This is a genomic window from Amylibacter marinus (genome assembly GCF_030160015.1).
GTDB lineage: Bacteria > Pseudomonadota > Alphaproteobacteria > Rhodobacterales > Rhodobacteraceae > Amylibacter > Amylibacter marinus.
This window is the reverse complement of the sequence record NZ_BSNN01000008.1, coordinates 321,294-338,644: the sequence shown is the minus strand read 5'-3', so window position 1 is coordinate 338,644 and position 17,351 is coordinate 321,294. Positions and strand designations below refer to the sequence as shown.

At 50.3% G+C, this 17,351-nt stretch carries 16 protein-coding genes and 1 tRNA gene; 10 read left to right on the top strand and 7 right to left on the bottom strand.

Annotated elements, in window-relative coordinates; all coding sequences use genetic code 11:
• A partial coding sequence (locus QQL62_RS13080; protein ID WP_284380057.1) for a hypothetical protein occupies positions 1-2,201 on the top strand: 2,201 nt, incomplete at its 5' end.
• A 58-nt stretch (positions 2,202-2,259) separates the two neighbouring features.
• On the opposite strand, the gene QQL62_RS13075 is transcribed toward QQL62_RS13080, so the two are convergent.
• Together QQL62_RS13075 and QQL62_RS13070 are read right to left on the bottom strand one after the other, a co-directional pair.
• Positions 2,260-2,439 carry a helix-turn-helix transcriptional regulator gene (locus tag QQL62_RS13075; RefSeq protein ID WP_284380084.1) on the bottom strand — a complete coding sequence of 60 codons (180 nt, stop codon included), beginning with the start codon at positions 2,437-2,439 and terminating at the stop codon, positions 2,260-2,262.
• A gap of 78 nt (positions 2,440-2,517) precedes the next feature.
• Entirely contained in the window at positions 2,518-3,624 is a 1,107-nt protein-coding gene (locus QQL62_RS13070) for a site-specific integrase (RefSeq protein ID WP_284380055.1), read from the bottom strand.
• A 129-nt stretch (positions 3,625-3,753) separates the two neighbouring features.
• Here QQL62_RS13070 and QQL62_RS13065 point away from each other — a divergent pair.
• Positions 3,754-3,823: transfer RNA gene (locus QQL62_RS13065), tRNA-Thr, on the top strand.
• Positions 3,824-4,269: 446 nt separating this feature from the next.
• Here the strand turns inward: QQL62_RS13065 and tdh are convergent.
• The 5 genes from tdh to QQL62_RS13040 form a co-directional block, all read right to left on the bottom strand.
• Positions 4,270-5,316: an L-threonine 3-dehydrogenase gene (gene tdh, locus QQL62_RS13060; RefSeq protein ID WP_284380081.1), complete on the bottom strand. Its 1,047-nt coding sequence runs from the start codon at positions 5,314-5,316 to the stop codon at positions 4,270-4,272.
• Between the two features lie 14 nt (positions 5,317-5,330).
• Positions 5,331-6,515, bottom strand: a complete 1,185-nt coding sequence (locus QQL62_RS13055; RefSeq protein ID WP_284380053.1) for a glycine C-acetyltransferase — start codon at positions 6,513-6,515, stop codon at positions 5,331-5,333.
• Between the two features lie 85 nt (positions 6,516-6,600).
• The gene (locus QQL62_RS13050) at positions 6,601-7,179 is read right to left on the bottom strand and encodes an XRE family transcriptional regulator (protein WP_284380050.1); all 579 of its coding nucleotides are present in this window, start codon (positions 7,177-7,179) and stop codon (positions 6,601-6,603) included.
• Between the two features lie 60 nt (positions 7,180-7,239).
• On the bottom strand, positions 7,240-8,811 hold the full coding sequence (gene glpD / locus QQL62_RS13045) for a glycerol-3-phosphate dehydrogenase (protein WP_284380047.1): 1,572 nt from the start codon (positions 8,809-8,811) through the stop codon (positions 7,240-7,242).
• Positions 8,804-9,577, bottom strand: a complete 774-nt coding sequence (locus QQL62_RS13040) for a DeoR/GlpR family DNA-binding transcription regulator (protein WP_284380044.1) — start codon at positions 9,575-9,577, stop codon at positions 8,804-8,806. The genes glpD and QQL62_RS13040 overlap by 8 nt, the downstream gene beginning before the upstream one ends.
• A 193-nt stretch (positions 9,578-9,770) precedes the next feature.
• On the opposite strand from QQL62_RS13040, the gene QQL62_RS13035 reads away from it, so the two are divergent.
• The 8 genes from QQL62_RS13035 to QQL62_RS13000 all read left to right on the top strand — a co-directional run bounded on the left by QQL62_RS13035 (position 9,771) and on the right by QQL62_RS13000 (position 17,339).
• Positions 9,771-11,504 (top strand): ABC transporter substrate-binding protein, encoded by a 1,734-nt coding sequence (locus QQL62_RS13035; protein ID WP_284380079.1) that lies wholly within the window; start codon positions 9,771-9,773, stop codon positions 11,502-11,504.
• A gap of 78 nt (positions 11,505-11,582) precedes the next feature.
• Entirely contained in the window at positions 11,583-12,644 is a 1,062-nt protein-coding gene (locus tag QQL62_RS13030; protein ID WP_284380041.1) for an ABC transporter ATP-binding protein, read from the top strand.
• A 9-nt stretch (positions 12,645-12,653) separates the two neighbouring features.
• Positions 12,654-13,736: an ABC transporter ATP-binding protein gene (locus QQL62_RS13025; protein ID WP_284380039.1), complete on the top strand. Its 1,083-nt coding sequence runs from the start codon at positions 12,654-12,656 to the stop codon at positions 13,734-13,736.
• Positions 13,736-14,599 carry a carbohydrate ABC transporter permease gene (locus QQL62_RS13020; protein WP_284380037.1) on the top strand — a complete coding sequence of 288 codons (864 nt, stop codon included), beginning with the start codon at positions 13,736-13,738 and terminating at the stop codon, positions 14,597-14,599. The genes QQL62_RS13025 and QQL62_RS13020 overlap by 1 nt, the downstream gene beginning before the upstream one ends.
• Before the next feature lie 10 nt (positions 14,600-14,609).
• A complete protein-coding gene (locus QQL62_RS13015) occupies positions 14,610-15,407 on the top strand; it encodes a carbohydrate ABC transporter permease (protein ID WP_284380035.1) in 798 nt (265 codons plus the stop codon).
• Entirely contained in the window at positions 15,408-15,686 is a 279-nt protein-coding gene (locus QQL62_RS13010) for a DUF2160 domain-containing protein (protein ID WP_284380031.1), read from the top strand. It begins immediately after the preceding gene.
• A gap of 145 nt (positions 15,687-15,831) precedes the next feature.
• Positions 15,832-16,224, top strand: coding sequence for a BlaI/MecI/CopY family transcriptional regulator (locus tag QQL62_RS13005; protein ID WP_284380029.1), 393 nt, complete (start codon positions 15,832-15,834; stop codon positions 16,222-16,224).
• The gene (locus QQL62_RS13000) at positions 16,221-17,339 is read left to right on the top strand and encodes a M56 family metallopeptidase (RefSeq protein ID WP_284380027.1); all 1,119 of its coding nucleotides are present in this window, start codon (positions 16,221-16,223) and stop codon (positions 17,337-17,339) included. The genes QQL62_RS13005 and QQL62_RS13000 overlap by 4 nt, the downstream gene beginning before the upstream one ends.
• The last annotated feature ends 12 nt before the right edge of the window (positions 17,340-17,351 follow it).

Sequence of the window (17,351 nt, the reverse complement as noted above, 5' to 3'; positions counted from 1 at the left end):
TCATCCGAATGCCGTTTTCGTGCCATGTCTCACTACTCCAGTCTCTAATAAACAATGGCACAGTTTTAGGGGGACGAGACAGTGTCATGAAAACGTCTTTTGCAAAAACTATGGATGACCTTGCCAACGGACGCACGCCATCGGATTTAGTGTTTCCAGACCGCGAAAGTCGACATACTGTGCTTTGGAATGATGAAGAGATCAAACCAGATGAAATATTTGTAGTTCGCTCTTACGATGAAGATTATTCATCGGATGAAGTTTCAACTTTACTCGCGAATCTGGAACTTAAGAAAAAGTACGAGGAGGCTCACAAGCAAGTAGCGACGTCCAAAACAGTTCTTGATAAGCGCCTTCGGGAGCTCGCGGGTTTTGGAAGCAAATCTAGAGAAAATATAGATTTACACATCCAAGAGCTGGCGGAGGGAAATTATTATGAGGCACTCAAGGCGCTTAACGATGAACTTGATACAACGCCAACGTCATCAATCTCAGATGCAAATTTCAAAATAATTTTTGACAAGAAGGTACAGGCCCTTCTTTCAAATGCAGATATTAACAAAACCATTGCGGACTTCTCTGAAAAATACACCGAGTTAACAGACAGCTCCCCAATACTTAGAGAAAATTTCCAGTACCATCATGTCACTCAAGTCCACCAGCAACTTAGCAATAACAATTTTTTCGAAGCAGGACATAGCGTAAACTTAGTCAACGAAAATGGCGACGAAAAAATAGAATATACTTCAGACGCTGATATGCTTGATGCAATCAATTCTGAGAAAGATCGCATACTCAACACTCCAGAGGTAAAAAGCAATTTTGAGAAGTTGAATTCAAAGCTGACCAATAAAGAGCTGCAAACTTTTAGGGACTATATCACCAAAAATCAGCACCTCATTACAGAGCTGCAAGATATGGTCGGCTTTAAGCGGAAGCTTTGGATACAGTATCTCATACAAGCCAAAACTGAATATGACGATTTAGTCCAAAGCTACACAAATAGTCAGATCGAATTGACTGAAATAGTTAAGCAAGCGAGTTTGGATCGTAGTGACTGGGATACTGTAATAGAGGACTTTAATCGCCGCTTTCTGCATCTACCCTTTCAGGTTTTCGTCGAGAATAAGGTTGATGTGATTTTAGAAGCCAAAACCCCAAGCATAGGATTTCGCTTCTTCGATCCTGAATCTGAACGACACTTTGGTTCAGGAGAGAAGAAGGAGCTTCTCAGAGTTCTTAGTACTGGTGAGGCACGTGCGCTTTACATACTGAACATTATGTTCGGCACCTACACGCGCTGGAAGTCAAGAAAGAAAACATTGTTTGTTTTTGATGATATGGCTGATTCATTCGACTACAAAAACAAGTTTGCCATAGTGGATTATCTGCAAGAAATTACCGTCCCCGAAGACTCCAATTTCTTGGCAATAGTACTGACTCACAATTTTGACTTTTTGCGAACAATTGAAAGTCGTGGGATTTGTAAGGCAGCTCAATGCGTTCTCGCCCTTAAGAAGAATGACCAAATTGTGCTCGAGCAATTCAAGCAATCTGACATACGAAGTCCGTTTCAAAAATGGAAGAAACGTATAAATGAGCCGACTATCCAAATTGCTCTTATTCCCTTCATCAGGAATTTAATTGAATACAGCCAAGGGACAAAAATTGAAAGCGGCGACGATGGTGCAGATCGAGTAGAGAACCCTACTTATCAGACACTGACTCGTATGCTGCATTTTAAAGAACAGAGCGAAACCTTAACGATTGGCGATTACAAAACGGTCTTCGATCACGTTTTGGAAAATTGCAGTCTGCCAGATGAAAACTTGGACAAAAGTATCTTGGAATATATTTTCGAGACCGCCGATGCGTGCCTAGATGCACCTGACGGTATAAATCTGGAGCACAAGATAGTGTTGTCTATTGCCACGCGCATTTGGGCAGAGCGTTATATGATCGAAAAGCTTCGTGAAACTGACGAGCACTATGAATTTTCAACTAAGCAAACTGGAGAGATCGTTCCCGACTATGTGACTGCCTACAATAACCAAAAGGAACATATAAGGCTTGCACGGCGTGTTGCTTTGATCACTCCAGCAAACATCCATATCAATGCTTTCATGTACGAACCAATCTTGGATATGGGTTTTGACGAGCTCAAAGGCCTATACTCAGAAGTTAAAGCATTTTTTGTTTAGGAAGACGACCCAAGGTGTGCACCCTCGGGCCGCCAGAGCTCCAATAAAGAGCCCGTGTTTACTCTCGAGCGAGTAGACGCTCTTCAAGCCAATCAAGTACTTCCTGTTCCACCCACCCGACACGATTTGGGCCCAGCATTACCCGCTTGGGGAATTTGCCTGCCTTCTCCAGTCGAGCGATGTGTTGCGGTGAGTACAGAACCAACTCTTTAAGCGCCTTCTTCGACAGTATTTTCATCACGATATCTCCATGAAATATGGAGCATCGCGATGCCCCGAGTTGAGGTTAGACCTCGGCCCGAGTGTTTTGCTTGTATCAAGAGTTGATTAGATTTTCCAGAAACGCGTCATGGTGCGCCAACGCATCCCTCATTTCGCTTAGATATGAGTGGCGATTGTAGATGCCAGCAACACCGCTAAATGACCCACTCTGGTGGTTCAAAATCTTTTCGGTGACGTGAATGGGTACACCAAGTCGTGCCATATTAGATGAGAGGGTGCGGCGTAGGTCGTGCAGGGTGAAGTGTTCAATATCGACGGCCTTATCTAAGGCCTCTTTGACCCGCCTGATGCCATTGAAGGGCTTTTCAGGGTCTTTCCCTGCAAACACGTAGATGCCCTCGCTTTCACGCGTCTCAAGGATGTGCATGGCCGTTGGCGGCAGGGGCAATGTATGAGAGCGGTGGTTTTTGGTTCGTTCATCTGAGAGGTGCAAATGACCGTCATCAATTTCATCCCAGCGCAAATGACCAATTTCCGTGCGGCGTTGTCCTGTGAGGATAAGTAAAGCAACCATGTCGTGAAATAGGGTGCGGTTGGTTCGGACGTAGCTGTACAGCGCCTTGAGTTCTTCATCGTCTAAGACGCGGTCACGGCTCTTGAGACGGGCTGGCTTCTTGTCTGCGGCTATTGGATTGTGATCCATGTACTGATTGCGGACACACCAGTTAAAGAAGACCTTGAGCGCTGTGAAGGCGTAATTCTGGTTGGTAGGGGTATCGATCAGTTCATCCAGTTTGCGGTATACGTCTGCGCGTTCAAGTTGGGCCAAATCCTTTTTGAAGCCAAAGAAGTTCAGGTGCCGCCTGTACTCTCGCACGGTGATGGTGCGAAGGCGTTTTTCGCAGTCAGCAATGAAGCGTTCTTTTGCGACTTCGAAAGACACTCTGACTTCTTGATGTTTGCCGAATGAGGCTTCGGACAGAAAGCGCTTTGCCTCACGCCGTGCATCAGCAAGGGATAGAGAGGGATAGCGTCCCAGCGTCTTCCAGCGTCTGCTTGGGCCAAACAAAACAACGAATGATTTGCTGCTGGTTGAGCAGCGAAGCCCAAATCCTGCTGTGGTTTCGTCCCAATAGCAAACCTGTCCACTTTCAGGGAGTGGCAGCTTCTTCACTGCCATATCGGTCAATCTCATCTTCATCTTAGCAACGCCTTAGCTACATAAATCGAGAGTATATGGACGTGAATCTATGTTCAAGTATGCGGCGTTAAAAATCAACAAGCTATTGAATAATAACAGTAATAGTTAATGTATGTTCCGCTATGTGAAGCCGTATGAATCGATAAAATAATAATTTGTAATCAGTAGGTCCGCGGTTCGAGTCCGTGTGGGGGCACCATTTCACAATAAAAATAACACGTTAGTAAATGTTTGGCCGAGTCGCGAGTGTCTTGCACGCGTCGAGTACAGCATAAACACAGAAACTGCTCATCCTCTGCTTCTGGCCATAAGAACGCATGATTGAGTCGCCACAAATCACAGTAGTCCGATGTCTGTGATTACGACGCCGAGCACTCGGCTGTATCCCATCAACACCTGTGAGACAGAGCGATTTGTTTTGCTATGCTAGAGTTTTTTGCTCATCCTAATCCTTGGAGGGATTTAAGATGAGACCGAGAACAGGGCCGAATGGATCGGCTGATAGACATGTGAAAGAGATTAAACGTAAAACGCGCATAACTTCCTGCGTAAACCCTACTGTTGGTTTCTTTCCCATAGATACTCTCCTTTAGCGCAAAATATGCGTTTAAAGGAGCGGCACAGGTGCGTGACAGGCCCACTGCTTTAGGGGGATGTTCGCGAGCCAGTCCAATCCAATACAACCTTGCCAGAACCGCCGGATTTCATCGCTTCAAAGCCCTGTTTAAATTCATCAACCGCAAAGCGATGGGTGATAACCTTGGAAACATCTAACCCATTTTGTAACATCGCAATCATCTTGTACCACGTCTCAAACATCTCGCGCCCATAGACGCCCTTGATGGTTATCGCCTTGAAGACAATGCGGTTCCAATTTACGGGGGATTGCCCTGGTGGAATACCCAGTAGGGCGATTTTTCCACCCATCACAAGGCTCTCTACGATCTGATCTAGCGCGGCCTGACTGCCTGACATTTCTAGCCCCACATCAAACCCCTGCGTCAACCCCAGCTCATGGGACACATCCGCAAGCGCCTCTTTGGTCACATCAACAGTGCGAACGCTGGGAACAACATGGGCGGCCAAGGCCAAACGATCGGGATTTATATCCGTGATCGCCACATTGCGCGCGCCTGCATGGCGGGCCACTGCGGCGGCCATAATGCCAATTGGGCCGGCACCCGTAATCAAAACATCCTCGCCCAATAGCTCAAAGCTAAGGGCCGTGTGCACCGCATTTCCCAGTGGGTCTAGGATTGCGCCGATTTCATCGGGAATATCATCGGGCAGGGGGATCACGTTAAACGCAGGCAGGCGTAAATACTGTGCAAAGGCCCCTTGCTCGTTTACCCCAATCCCGCGGGTGCCCGGATCTAGGTGGAATTTGCCCGCGCGGGATTGGCGACTGTCGGTACCGATTAAATGGCCCTCACCAGAACATCTTTGCCCCAGCTTCAACCCTGTAACATTCGTGCCAATCTCTACAATGGTTCCGGCAAATTCATGACCTGTGATCATCGGAACAGGTACGGTAGAGCGCGCCCATTCATCCCAGTTCCAAATATGAATATCGGTGCCGCAGATGCCGGTCTTGTTGATACGAATTAGCACGTCATCTGGGCCAATCTCTGGCACAGGCGCATTAACCATCCATAGGCCCTCTTCGGGCTTGGATTTTGCCAGCGCTGTCATCAGATTGCTGGACATCAAATTATCCCCAGCTTGCGGCCAACAGTCCCAAATGCCGCCAGCGCGCGGTCTAAGTCATCAACGCTAAGGGCGGCGTTCATTTGGGTGCGAATGCGCGCCTGCCCATGGGGCACCACAGGAAAGAAGAACCCTGAAACATAAACACCCTCGTCAAACAGGGCGGCGGCCATTTCCTGTGCAAGGCGCGCCTCGCCCAGCATCACAGGTACAATCGGATGAGACCCCGGTAATAATTCAAACCCCAGCGCGCTAAGCCCCGCGCGCCAATAGGCGGTGTTTTCAAACAGCTTGGCCCGCAGGTCCGCGCCTTCTTCAACCAGCCTCAGCGCCTCTAGGCCCGCATTCACGATCGACGGAGGCAGGGAGTTCGAGAATAGATAGGGTCGCGCCCGTTGGCGCAGCAAATCAATCGCTGGCTGTGGGCCGGCAATGTAGCCGCCAATGGCGCCGCCTAGGGCCTTGCCTAGGGTGCCGGTAATCAGATCAACGTCCACCCCGAAATGATCTGGTGTACCAGCCCCATTTGGCCCCATGAAACCGGTGGCGTGGCAATCATCTAACATCAATACCGCATTATACTGATCCGCCAATGCGCGGATTTCAGGCAATTTTGCCAAATAGCCATCCATGGAAAAGACGCCGTCAGTTGCGATCATAATATGACGGGCACCGCCTCGGCTGGCCTCTTTCAGCTTGGCCTCTAGATCGGCCATATCATTGTTAGCATAGCGGAAGCGTTTGGCCTTACACAGGCGAATGCCATCAATGATCGAGGCATGGTTCAGACTGTCAGACAGGATCGCATCCTCGGGGCCAAGCAGAGGCTCAAACAGGGCGCCATTGGCATCAAAGCAGGCTGCGAACAGGATCGCATCATCTTTCTTTAGGAATGCGGCCAACTTCTGCTCTAGGGTGCGGTGGATGTCTTGGGTGCCACAGATAAACCGCACGCTGGCCATGCCAAACCCGTGGCTTTGCATAGCGCTGTTGGCCGCTTGGATCAGGTTCGGATGATCAGCAAGGCCAAGATAGTTATTGGCACACAGGTTGATCACCTGTTTATCTGCAACGGATACGTTACCTGCCTGTGGCGACGTAATCATCCGCTCGCGCTTATACAGACCATCAGCGTCAATCTGCGTTAGTGTCTCTGATAGGTGATTTAGAAAATCGCTAGCCATGTGTCATCTCCTCTGATGAGGAGTATTCTGTCATAGCGGAATGGATTCCTCAATAGAGGAATCCGTTAAAGAGAACAAAATTCCACTAAATTGTACCTTCCGCATGTTTTACGATCAAAAATACCCGCGCGGGGCCGTTTAGCGCGGTGATACTATGGGCGACATCGGCTGCATAGCGCGCGGTACCACCCTGCATGACCTCGCTGGTGGCTGTGCCCGATCTTACCAAGACACTGCCTTCGAGAACTGTGAGTTGTTCGCGTGCGCCGCGCGCGTGGGGTTGGCTTTCCAATGCCCCCTGAACCCCAAACGAGATATCATAAACCTCGTGTCCGCCTGCATCCTCGGGGGGCGATAGGATCGAAATGCGGCAGGAATTCCCCATGTTATCAATGCTGGGCACATCCGAGGCTGCCAAAACATCTACGCGATCGCCTTCTAGCGGGTCTTCCAACAGCCCTGCGAAATCAACCCGCAATGCGCGGGTCAAGTTCCACAGTGTTGAAATGGTAGGGCTGCTTTCGCCGCGCTCGATTTGGCTAACCATAGAGCGTGATACGCCGCTTAGGTTCGCAACCGCCTCAAGCGAAAGGCCCTGTGCCTTGCGGGCCTCTTTCAGACGAGTAGGCAGGCGGTTTAGAATAGTGTCATTGTTTTCCATCATGACGGAAAATTACACGCGGCAGGCTATCTGGCAAGGTGAAATAAGGCCTCCACGAGACTATCACGCTGTTTTTGCGCGCCGCGCCTGAATGTACTCATCAACAGCGTCGCGCTGTTTGGTATCCAAATACAGCCCCCGCTTGGTCCGCCGCCATAAGAAATCTTCGCCGGTTTGAACCCATTCATTGTCAATGGCCCAGTCCAGCTCGCGCTGATACACATCGCCACCAAAGTGACGGCCCAACTCTGATAGAGACTTGCACCCTGCAAGCAGATCGGCGCAATCCGTCCCATAGCTGCGCAGCAGGCGCCTAGCGTAGCGACGCTCGATAAAGGCAAAGCGGTTCATGAAATCACGCAACAGCGCATCAACACCATCCACAGGGAAATCTCCGCCGGGCAGGGGCACACGGCATGTCCAGTTTTCGCTGGTATTGGGGCGCAGTTTCACCACCTCGTCCAGCACCGATTCAGCCAACTTGCGATAGGTGGTAATCTTGCCGCCAAAGATATTAATCAGCGGACCACCCGCCTCTTGGTTTACCTTGATTACATATTCGCGTGTTGCCGCAGTGGCATTCGCCGCCCCATCATCATAAAGCGGGCGCACGCCGGCATAGTGCCAGACGATGTCATCGGTATTGATTGGGTCTACCAAATACTGGGATACGAATTCGCACAGATACTCTTGCTCAGATGTGGTACATTCTGGGACCGTCGAGGCGGCATCGTGATCAGCATCTGTAGTCCCAATTAGGGTGAAATCATCCTCGTAGGGGATGGCAAAACAAATGCGCCCATCCTTGCCCTGAAAGAAATAGGTTTTGTCACCTTCAAAAAGTTTGCGGGTCACAATGTGGCTACCGCGTACCAAGCGAACCTTGCCCTGTGCGGTGGTCTCTACTGTGTTTTCGATGATGTCCTGCACCCAAGGCCCACCCGCATTCACCAAGATTGCCGCGCGGTGCAAGGCAACTTCGCCACTGTTTTGATCACGCGTTTCGATTTCCCAGTGGTCGCCTGTGTGTTTGGCGTTGGTGACTATGGTGCGCGGTAGAATAGTGGCACCGCGGGCCCGTGCATCACGGGCATTCAGCACAACCAAACGCGCATCCTGAACCCAGCAATCAGAATATTCAAATGCCGTTGTGAATTTTTCCCGTAGTGGTGCACCTGCGGGATCATGGCGCAAATCCAGTCGTGTGGTGGCAGGCAAAATTTTACGCCCGCCAAGATTGTCATAAATGAACAAGCCAAGGCGGATCATCCACGCAGGTCTGCGCCCCTTCATCCAAGGCATCAATAGGGTCAAGAGCTTGGAGGCCGGTGTTGAACCCTCGAAACGCATGGATTTGTGTACAGGTAATACAAAACGCATTGGCCAACTGATGTGGGGTACTGCCGCTAGCAGGTTCTCGCGCTCGATTAATGCCTCGCGCACCAAGCGGAATTCAAAGAACTCCAAATACCGCAGGCCACCATGAAATAGCTTGGTCGACGCAGATGAGGTCGCCCCGCCTAAATCTCCCATTTCCGCCAGCGTGACCGATAGGCCACGCCCGGCAGCATCGCGGGCAACGCCGGTACCGTTAATACCGCCGCCAATTATAAATATATCTAGTGTCTTAGTCATTAGGGGTCTCCGTGGGGGGCATTAGGATGGTGGTGCCGAATTGGTGGGCGCGTTCTTGAAACTCTTGTGGCGGCGGCGCGTCGGTTACGATGAAATCTATATTGTCTAGTTTGGCAATCCGGATCGGGGCATTCACGTCAAATTTGGCGGAATCGATTACCAAAATACGGGTGCGCGCGTTTTCAAGAATGGCGCGCGCTACCGCCACCTCACGCGGGTCAAAATCCAAGATCGACCCATCAACATCAATCGAAGAGGCGCCAATAACCGCGAAATCGGTCTTGTAATCGGAAATATGGCGTACAGCCTCTTCGCCGACAATGGCGCCGTCTGATGTACGCACTGTACCACCAATTAGCACCAAAGAGGCCATGCGCGCGCGGCGCAGGATATGGATAATATTTATGTTGTTGGAGATGACAGTCAGATCTTCGTGCAGGGTTAGCGCGGTTGCAACCTGCTCTGTTGTTGTGCCGATATTCAGGATTACAGAGGCCCCATTAGGGATTAGCTGTGCTGCGGCCTGTGCTATCTGTTGCTTACCTGCGGCATTCTTCAATCTGCGCTCTTCATAGCCCATCGATACCGATGCCGCCAGCCGCCGCGCACCGCCGTGCGTACGTGTGGCCAGCCCCTGATCGCACAGTTCTGCCAGGTCACGCCGGATGGTCTGGGTGGTCACCTGCAACTCTTGCGAGAGGGAATCTACCTCGACGCTACCCTGTAGCTTTAGCAGATTTATGATGCGTTTTTGACGGTTGTTCACGGCGTGCCTCGGGGGATTCGAATCTAAGTTCATTTGAACATATTTGGTATAATAGTGAAAGGGCAAGTTTTAAGTCATTGTAAAAGTTAATAAATATTAAACTACTAATAAAATAGTTGACAAAACAAGGCGCGCGAACGAACATGAATTTCATCGGATTTTACCGATACCAAAACATCAGGGAGGAACAATGATGCGAAAGTATCTACTCTGCGCCGCTGCCACATGTGCAGTTATCGCAGGATCAACAGTCGCGTTCGCAGATGCGACAGCAGCCAAGAAATGGATCGACCAAGAATTCCAACCATCCGCTCTTAGCAAGGAAGAGCAGATGAGTGAAATGCAATGGTTTATCGATGCATCAAAGCCATTTGCGGGTATGGAAATCAATGTCCTATCAGAAGGTATCCCAACACACGGATATGAATCCGAGGTGTTGACTAAGGCCTTTGAGGAAATTACCGGCATTAAGGTAAATCATCAAATTCTGGGCGAGGGCGAGGTCGTTCAAGCGGTCCAAACCCAAATGCAGACCAAGCGCAACCTATATGATGCCTATGTCAATGACAGTGATCTGATCGGTACGCATTCGCGCCTGCAGCTGGCCTATAACCTAACAGATTTCATGGCAGGCGAAGGCGCAGATGTCACCAATCCGATGTTGGATTTAGATGATTTCATGGGGACGCAATTCACGACAGGCCCCGATGGCGATCTGTACCAATTGCCTGATCAACAATTTGCCAACCTATACTGGTTCCGCAAAGATTGGTTCGACAACGAAGAGTACAAAACAGCGTTCAAGGCCAAATACGGCTATGATTTGGGCGTGCCAGTCAACTGGTCGGCCTATGAAGATATCGCCGAGTTCTTCTCAAATGATGTGAAGGAAATCGACGGTACGGCCATCTATGGGCATATGGATTACGGTAAACGTGCCCCAGATTTGGGCTGGCGGATGACCGATGCGTGGCTGTCAATGGCCGGTGCAGGATCCAAGGGCGAGCCAAATGGTGTGCCGATTGATGAATGGGGCATCCGCATGGAGGCAGGCTCATGTAATCCAGCGGGCGCATCTGTGTCTCGTGGCGGTGCCGCCAATGGGCCAGCGGCGGTTTATGCCATCCGCAAATGGGACGAATGGCTGCGCGCCTATGCTCCACCTGGTGCGGCATCTTTTGATTTCTATCAATCTTTGCCAGCATTGAGTCAAGGTAACGTCGCCCAGCAAATCTTTTGGTACACTGCATTTACCGCAGATATGGTGAAGCCACAATCCGAGGGCAACAATACGGTTGATGAAAACGGCAAGCCCCTGTGGCGGATGGCACCCAGCCCTCATGGGCCATACTGGGAAGAAGGCCAAAAGGTCGGCTATCAAGATGTGGGGTCATGGACAATCCTGAAATCCACGCCGCTAGAGCGCGCCAAAGCAGCATGGTTGTATTCACAATTTGTGGTATCCAAAACTGTGGATGTGAAGAAATCCCATGTGGGTTTGACCTTCATTCGTGATAGCTCTGTTAACCATGCATCATTCTCAGAACGTGCGGAAAACCTAGGCGGATTGGTTGAATTCTACCGCTCGCCTGACCGGGTAGCATGGTCGCCAACAGGTATTAATGTACCGGATTACCCAAAATTGGCGCAGATTTGGTGGCAGCAAATCGGTGATGTGAACTCTGGTGCATTTACCCCGCAACAGGCGATGGATCGCTTGGCCGAGGAAATGGATATCACCATGGCACGCATGCAGGCCGCGGATGAGCGCGCAAATGTTTACGGGGGCTGCGGCCCGCGCCTAAACGAAGAGAAATCTGCAGAACATTGGTATGCTAACGGCGGTGCAAAGCCTCCATTGGCCAACGAAAAACCAGCCGGCGAGACCGTCAATTATGACGATTTGGTTGCGCGCTGGAACCAATAGACAGCATCTTTTGGGGCCGGTTTGCGGCCCCATTTCCCAATCCCACGATCCATGTGATCCCGAAACAAAGATTTAAAAATGGCTCTCGAACTCCGCCAAGTGACCAAGGTCGTTGGCTCTAACATGCACATAAAAGAAACCAGTTTGGTTCTAGAGCAAGGACATTTTAATGTTTTGCTGGGACAAACAGGGGCTGGAAAAACATCATTGATCAAATTGATGGCCGGCTTGGATAAAGCCGCATCAGGGCAAATTTTGATGGATGGCATCGATGTCACCAACCAAAGCCCTCAAAAGCGTCAGATATCGCTGGTACATCAGTTTTTTGTAAACTACCCGCATATGACCGTTTATGATAATATCGCCTCGCCCCTGCGCCTGTCTGGCATGGGCAAAGATGCGATTGCAAAGCGGGTGAATGAAACCGCTGATATTTTACAGCTGATCCCGATGCTACAGCGTCGCCCCCATGAGTTATCTGGTGGTCAACAACAGCGTTGTGCCCTGGCCCGCGCGATCGCCAAAGACAGCACAGTCGTTTTCCTTGACGAACCTCTAGCCAATCTGGACTATAAATTGCGCGAAGAACTGCGCGATCAATTACCCGATCTTCTCGCTGGCCGCGGTGCGGTGGTGGTTTATGCCACATCGGAGCCAGAAGAGGCCCTGTTGTTGGGCGGAAAAACAGCGCTGATGGATGATGGACAGGTTACCCAATTTGGCCCCACCGCCCAGATTTACCGCCACCCGAAAAACCTTAACGCCGCGCGGGTGTTTTCTGATCCGCCGATCAATATCGCCGAGGTCATTGTGCGCGACAACCAAGTAGAGTTGTCACCAGAAATCACATGGCCCCTGTCGTCCAACGCCCCGAAAACCGCCGGCACATATACGCTGGGCATTCGCCCAAATTTTGTAGTGCCACAAAAAACCAGCGCATCTCAGGTGGCCCTTAAGGGGCGGGTTATGGTCAGCGAGCTAAGCGGATCAGAAAGCTCGGCCCATTTCGAAATGGGATGCAACGCATGGGTTTCGCAAGCACATGGTATCCACAATTACACCATCGGCCAAGAGCATGATTTTTTCATGGATCCCAGCAAATGTTTTTTCTTCGCGCCTGATGGCGCCTTGATCGCCTAGGAAAATATAATGGCAAAAATCACACTTAAAAATCTGCGCCACAGCTACTATCCTAATCCCAAGGACCCTGCGGATTTCGCACTAAAAGAGATTAATCTGGATTGGCAAGACGGCGGCGCCTATGCCCTGTTGGGGCCATCTGGGTGCGGAAAATCAACCCTGCTGAATATTGTTTCGGGCCTGCTAGCCCCATCAGATGGGCAAATTCTGTTTGATGACCAAGATGTCACAGACCTACCCCCCGATGCGCGCAATATCGCACAGGTTTTCCAGTTTCCGGTGATCTACGACACCATGACCGTTTACGATAATCTGGCATTCCCCCTGCGCAATCGCGGTATCAACGAGACAGAGGTTAGCACCCGTGTCACCGAAATTGCCCAGATGCTGGATGTCAACGATATGCTACAGACCCGCGCGGCCAACCTATCACCCGATAATAAACAGAAAATTTCCATGGGCCGTGGTCTGGTGCGCGATGATGTGAATGTGGTGATGTTCGACGAGCCCCTAACGGTTATCGATCCGCATCTAAAATGGAAACTACGTTCCAAGCTGAAGGAATTGCATCAGCGGGTGAAGGCCACGATGATCTATGTGACCCATGACCAGATCGAGGCGCTAACATTCGCCGATCAGGTGGTGGTGATGCAAGAGGGCGAGGTCGTGCAAATCGGCACACCTGTCGAGCTGTTCGAAAGGCCCGCGCATACCTTTGTGGGCCATTTTATCGGCTCACCCGGTATGAATGTTCTACCATGTGAATTGCGCGCAGATGCGGTGTACCTGAACGATACTAAAATCGAAATCGAAGGCCCTGCCACCACAACCAACGCCCAGACCTATGAAATCGGTGTACGCCCAGAATTTGTGACAATCGCCGATACTGGTCTCGCGGCTACGGTACATAAAGTTGCGGATATTGGACGACATTCTATCGTCGAGGCACTGATCGGCGAGGTGAAAGTTTCCGCCATGGTGCAGGGGGATACCCCGCAAAAGGGCGATCAAATCTATCTTAACTTCCAGCAAAACCAAACCCGTCTCTATGGGGATGGTTGGTTGTGCAGCACTGCCAAAGGGGCGAAATAATGAAAAAACACAACCAAAAAGCATGGCTGTTCGTCTTACCGGTACTGATCTTGGTGGCTTTTAATGCGCTGATTCCGATGATGACGGTGGTAAATTATTCCGTACAAGAGACCTTTGGCGACAATCTGTTTTTCTGGGAGGGCCTTGGCTGGTTTGAGAAACTTCTGCGCTCGGATCGCTTTCACGATGCCTTAGGGCGGCAGTTCTTGTTCACGGGTCTGATCCTTATTATCGAAATTCCACTGGGGATCGCTATTGCTCTTTCTATGCCACGCAAGGGGTTTTGGGTTCCGGTCTGTCTGGTGACCATGGCCTTGCCCATGCTAATTCCGTGGAATGTGGTGGGGGCGATGTGGAATATCTTTACCCTGCCGGATATCGGGTTACTGGGCTATTTCATGAACCACACGCTTGGGATCAACTATGACATGACCCAAGATCCGCTGGCGGCTTGGATTACCATTATCACAATGGATGTCTGGCATTGGACATCATTGGTGGTGCTCTTGGCCTATGCCGGGCTGGTTTCGATCCCGGATGCATACTATCAGGCGGCAAAAATCGATGGTGCATCCAATTGGGCGGTGTTCAGATATATCCAAATTCCCAAGATGAAAAACGTGCTGACCATCGCGATCCTACTGCGGTTTATGGACAGCTTTAATATCTATACCGAGCCCTTTGTTTTAACGGGCGGAGGGCCGGGAAATTCTACTACATTGCTGTCGATCGATTTGGTCAAAATCGCATTGGGGCAATTTGATCTCGGACCAGCGGCAGCCATGTCTCTGATCTACTTTGCAATCACTCTTTTGGTCAGCTGGCTGTTCTACACGCTGATGACCAAAGACGATCTAAATTAAGGAGGCGGAAATGCAAAAACGCCATATCGTACCCATCGTCTATATCCTGTTCTTGCTGTTGCCAATTTACTGGCTGGTCGCGATGAGCTTTAAGACAACCAATGAAATTCTGTCTGGGTTTTCACTCTTCCCACAGACCTTTACCTTGGAAAACTATGCGGTGATATTCACCGATCCCAGCTGGTACTGGGGCTATATCAACTCGATCCTCTATGTTTCGATCAACACCGTAATATCCATCGCGGTGGCCCTGCCAGCGGCCTATGCGTTTTCGCGCTATCGCTTTTTGGGGGACAAGACACTGTTCTTCTGGCTGTTGACCAATCGCATGGCCCCTGCTGCTGTCTTTGCATTGCCGTTCTTTCAGCTCTATTCGGCGGTGGGGCTGTTTGATACCCACTGGGCGGTGGCTCTGGCGCATTGCCTGTTTAATATTCCCTTGGCAGTTTGGATTCTCGAGGGCTTCATGGGCGGGGTGCCCAAGGAATTAGACGAGACCGCCTTTGTGGATGGTTACTCCTTCCCGCGGTTTTTCATCTCGATCTTCATCCCGACCATAAAGGCGGGTGTCGGGGTGGCGGCGTTCTTCTGCTTTATGTTCTCTTGGGTCGAGCTTTTGTTGGCCAAAACCCTAACGGCGGTGGCTGCAAAACCGATTGCGGCCACTATGACCAAAACGGCCTCCAGCGCGGGTTACGAGCTGGGCTTGTTGGCCGCGGCGGGTACATTAACAATTATACCCGGTGCCATTGTTATCTACTTTGTGCGAAATTACATCGCCAAAGGTTTCGCTATGGGGAGAGTTTAGATGTTTTCTTGGATGGCATGGACATGGCCCACCGCACTATTCTTTATTGGAATTTTCAGCGCAATTGCAGTGATTGTGGTGATTGAAATCAAATTTCCCGGCACCAGCGAGCGTAAAGGCGCGCTGGGGTTGGTGACCACACGCGGGGATCGATTGTTCCTCAGCTTGCTGGGATCTGCCTATATCTTCTTGGCATGGTTGGGCGTGATGGGTACGCCGCTATGGTTGCCCTTGGTGATATCGCTGTGCTGGGGGGGATTTTGTTTTCGCAAGGTCTAGCACATGCCGTAAACGTGGGCATTCTAACCGAAACACCAAACTGTGCGCATCCTCGTCGGGGGGTGCGTTAATGAAACTAAAAAAATAGTCGTGCACTAACAGCCAGTTTTTGCTAAGGTAGGTGAACCCCAACTAAAGTGAGCCCATGAGAAAGAAAAAGCCAAATAATGATTTGTTAACCAGCGTAGAGTTGGAGATGATGACGGTTTTATGGTCTCTGGGCCAGGCCACCGTACGCGAAATTGTGGATCACGAAAGCCATGATGTGAAGCGCGCCTACACATCTGTAGCGACCGTGATGAAAATTCTTGAACAAAAGAATTTCGTGATCAGTGCAAAATCTGATCGCTCGCTGTTGTTCCGCCCGCTGGTGTCCAAAGAGGTCTATCAGGGGCGATCCCTGCAGAATATCTCGAAAACACTGTTCGAGGATACCCCCAGCGCATTGGTTGCACGATTGGTTGATGATGAAAATCTGACCGAGGATATGCTGGAAGAGATGCAGGAAATGTTGGCACAACGATTGGGGAAAAAATGAGCGTAGAGCATTTTCTAGACTTCTATCTACATGTGAATATCATCGTCCTGTTTGCGGCATTTATGCTGTTGCTTGGTACGGGGGTTTTGCATCTGCTGGGATACGGAAATTCTTATCGCTCGCATCTAAAGCTATCTACAATCATTCTGTGCACTCTGACCACGGTGCCGCTTCTGCACTTAATGCACGGCAGCTATATCTCGACCGATGCACCCTCTTTGTCCGATGTCTTGGTGGCACAATTCCTCGACGGCAATATTAATATGAGCGCTGTGCGCTTTGAAAACCTGCTGAGCGTTTGGGATCGGCTGATGGCAGAGATCTTGCAACCAACCTATACCCTTACTTGGGTCATTCTGGGCGCATTGGTTGGTATCTTTGCGCATAAAACCTATGGGATTATTAACAGCGCCCGCCATGTTGTGCGCATCGTGCGAACCGCCGTTACCCTGCGCAGAATTGGCCGTATCCATATATTAACCAGCGACAGGATAACCGTTCCCTTTACCACCCGTGGGTTGCGCCATTTTTATGTGGTCGTGCCTGTATCCATGTTGGGAAGTGAGCAGGATTTGAAAATCGCTTTGGGGCACGAGCTACAGCATATTCGCCAAGGCGATATCACATGGGAAATTGGGCTGGAATTGATGCTGCCATTTTTCTTCGTGAATCCTGGATTTTGGTTGCTTCGTCAACGGATCAAAGTGGTCAGAGAATTCGCATGTGACCGCGAGTTTCTGCGCAGAACGGGATTTGATACCTGGGCTTATGGAGCCTGCCTAATAAATGTCGCACGGGACAATCAGCACCACAAGGCGCAAAAATTTGATGCCCTTAGTGTGTCGTTTCTCGGCTCTAAATCTGGTTTTGCAAGAGCCCAGCGCGCCAAGTTGGGCCGCCGCATTCGCGCTATATCGGCCACATCTACACCGCAGATGTCGCGCCTTGGGCTGACAACGCTGGTGATTCCGCTGGTCAGCGCCATCATTCTTTCTACACAAGTGCTCTATAAAACCGATGGATGGAGCCATGACCGCATTATGCTGACTACGGTGATTAACCTAGAGCGTCTGAAATCCCGCAACACATCATATGTTGCGGGTCTTGATTACTAAGCGATTGATCGC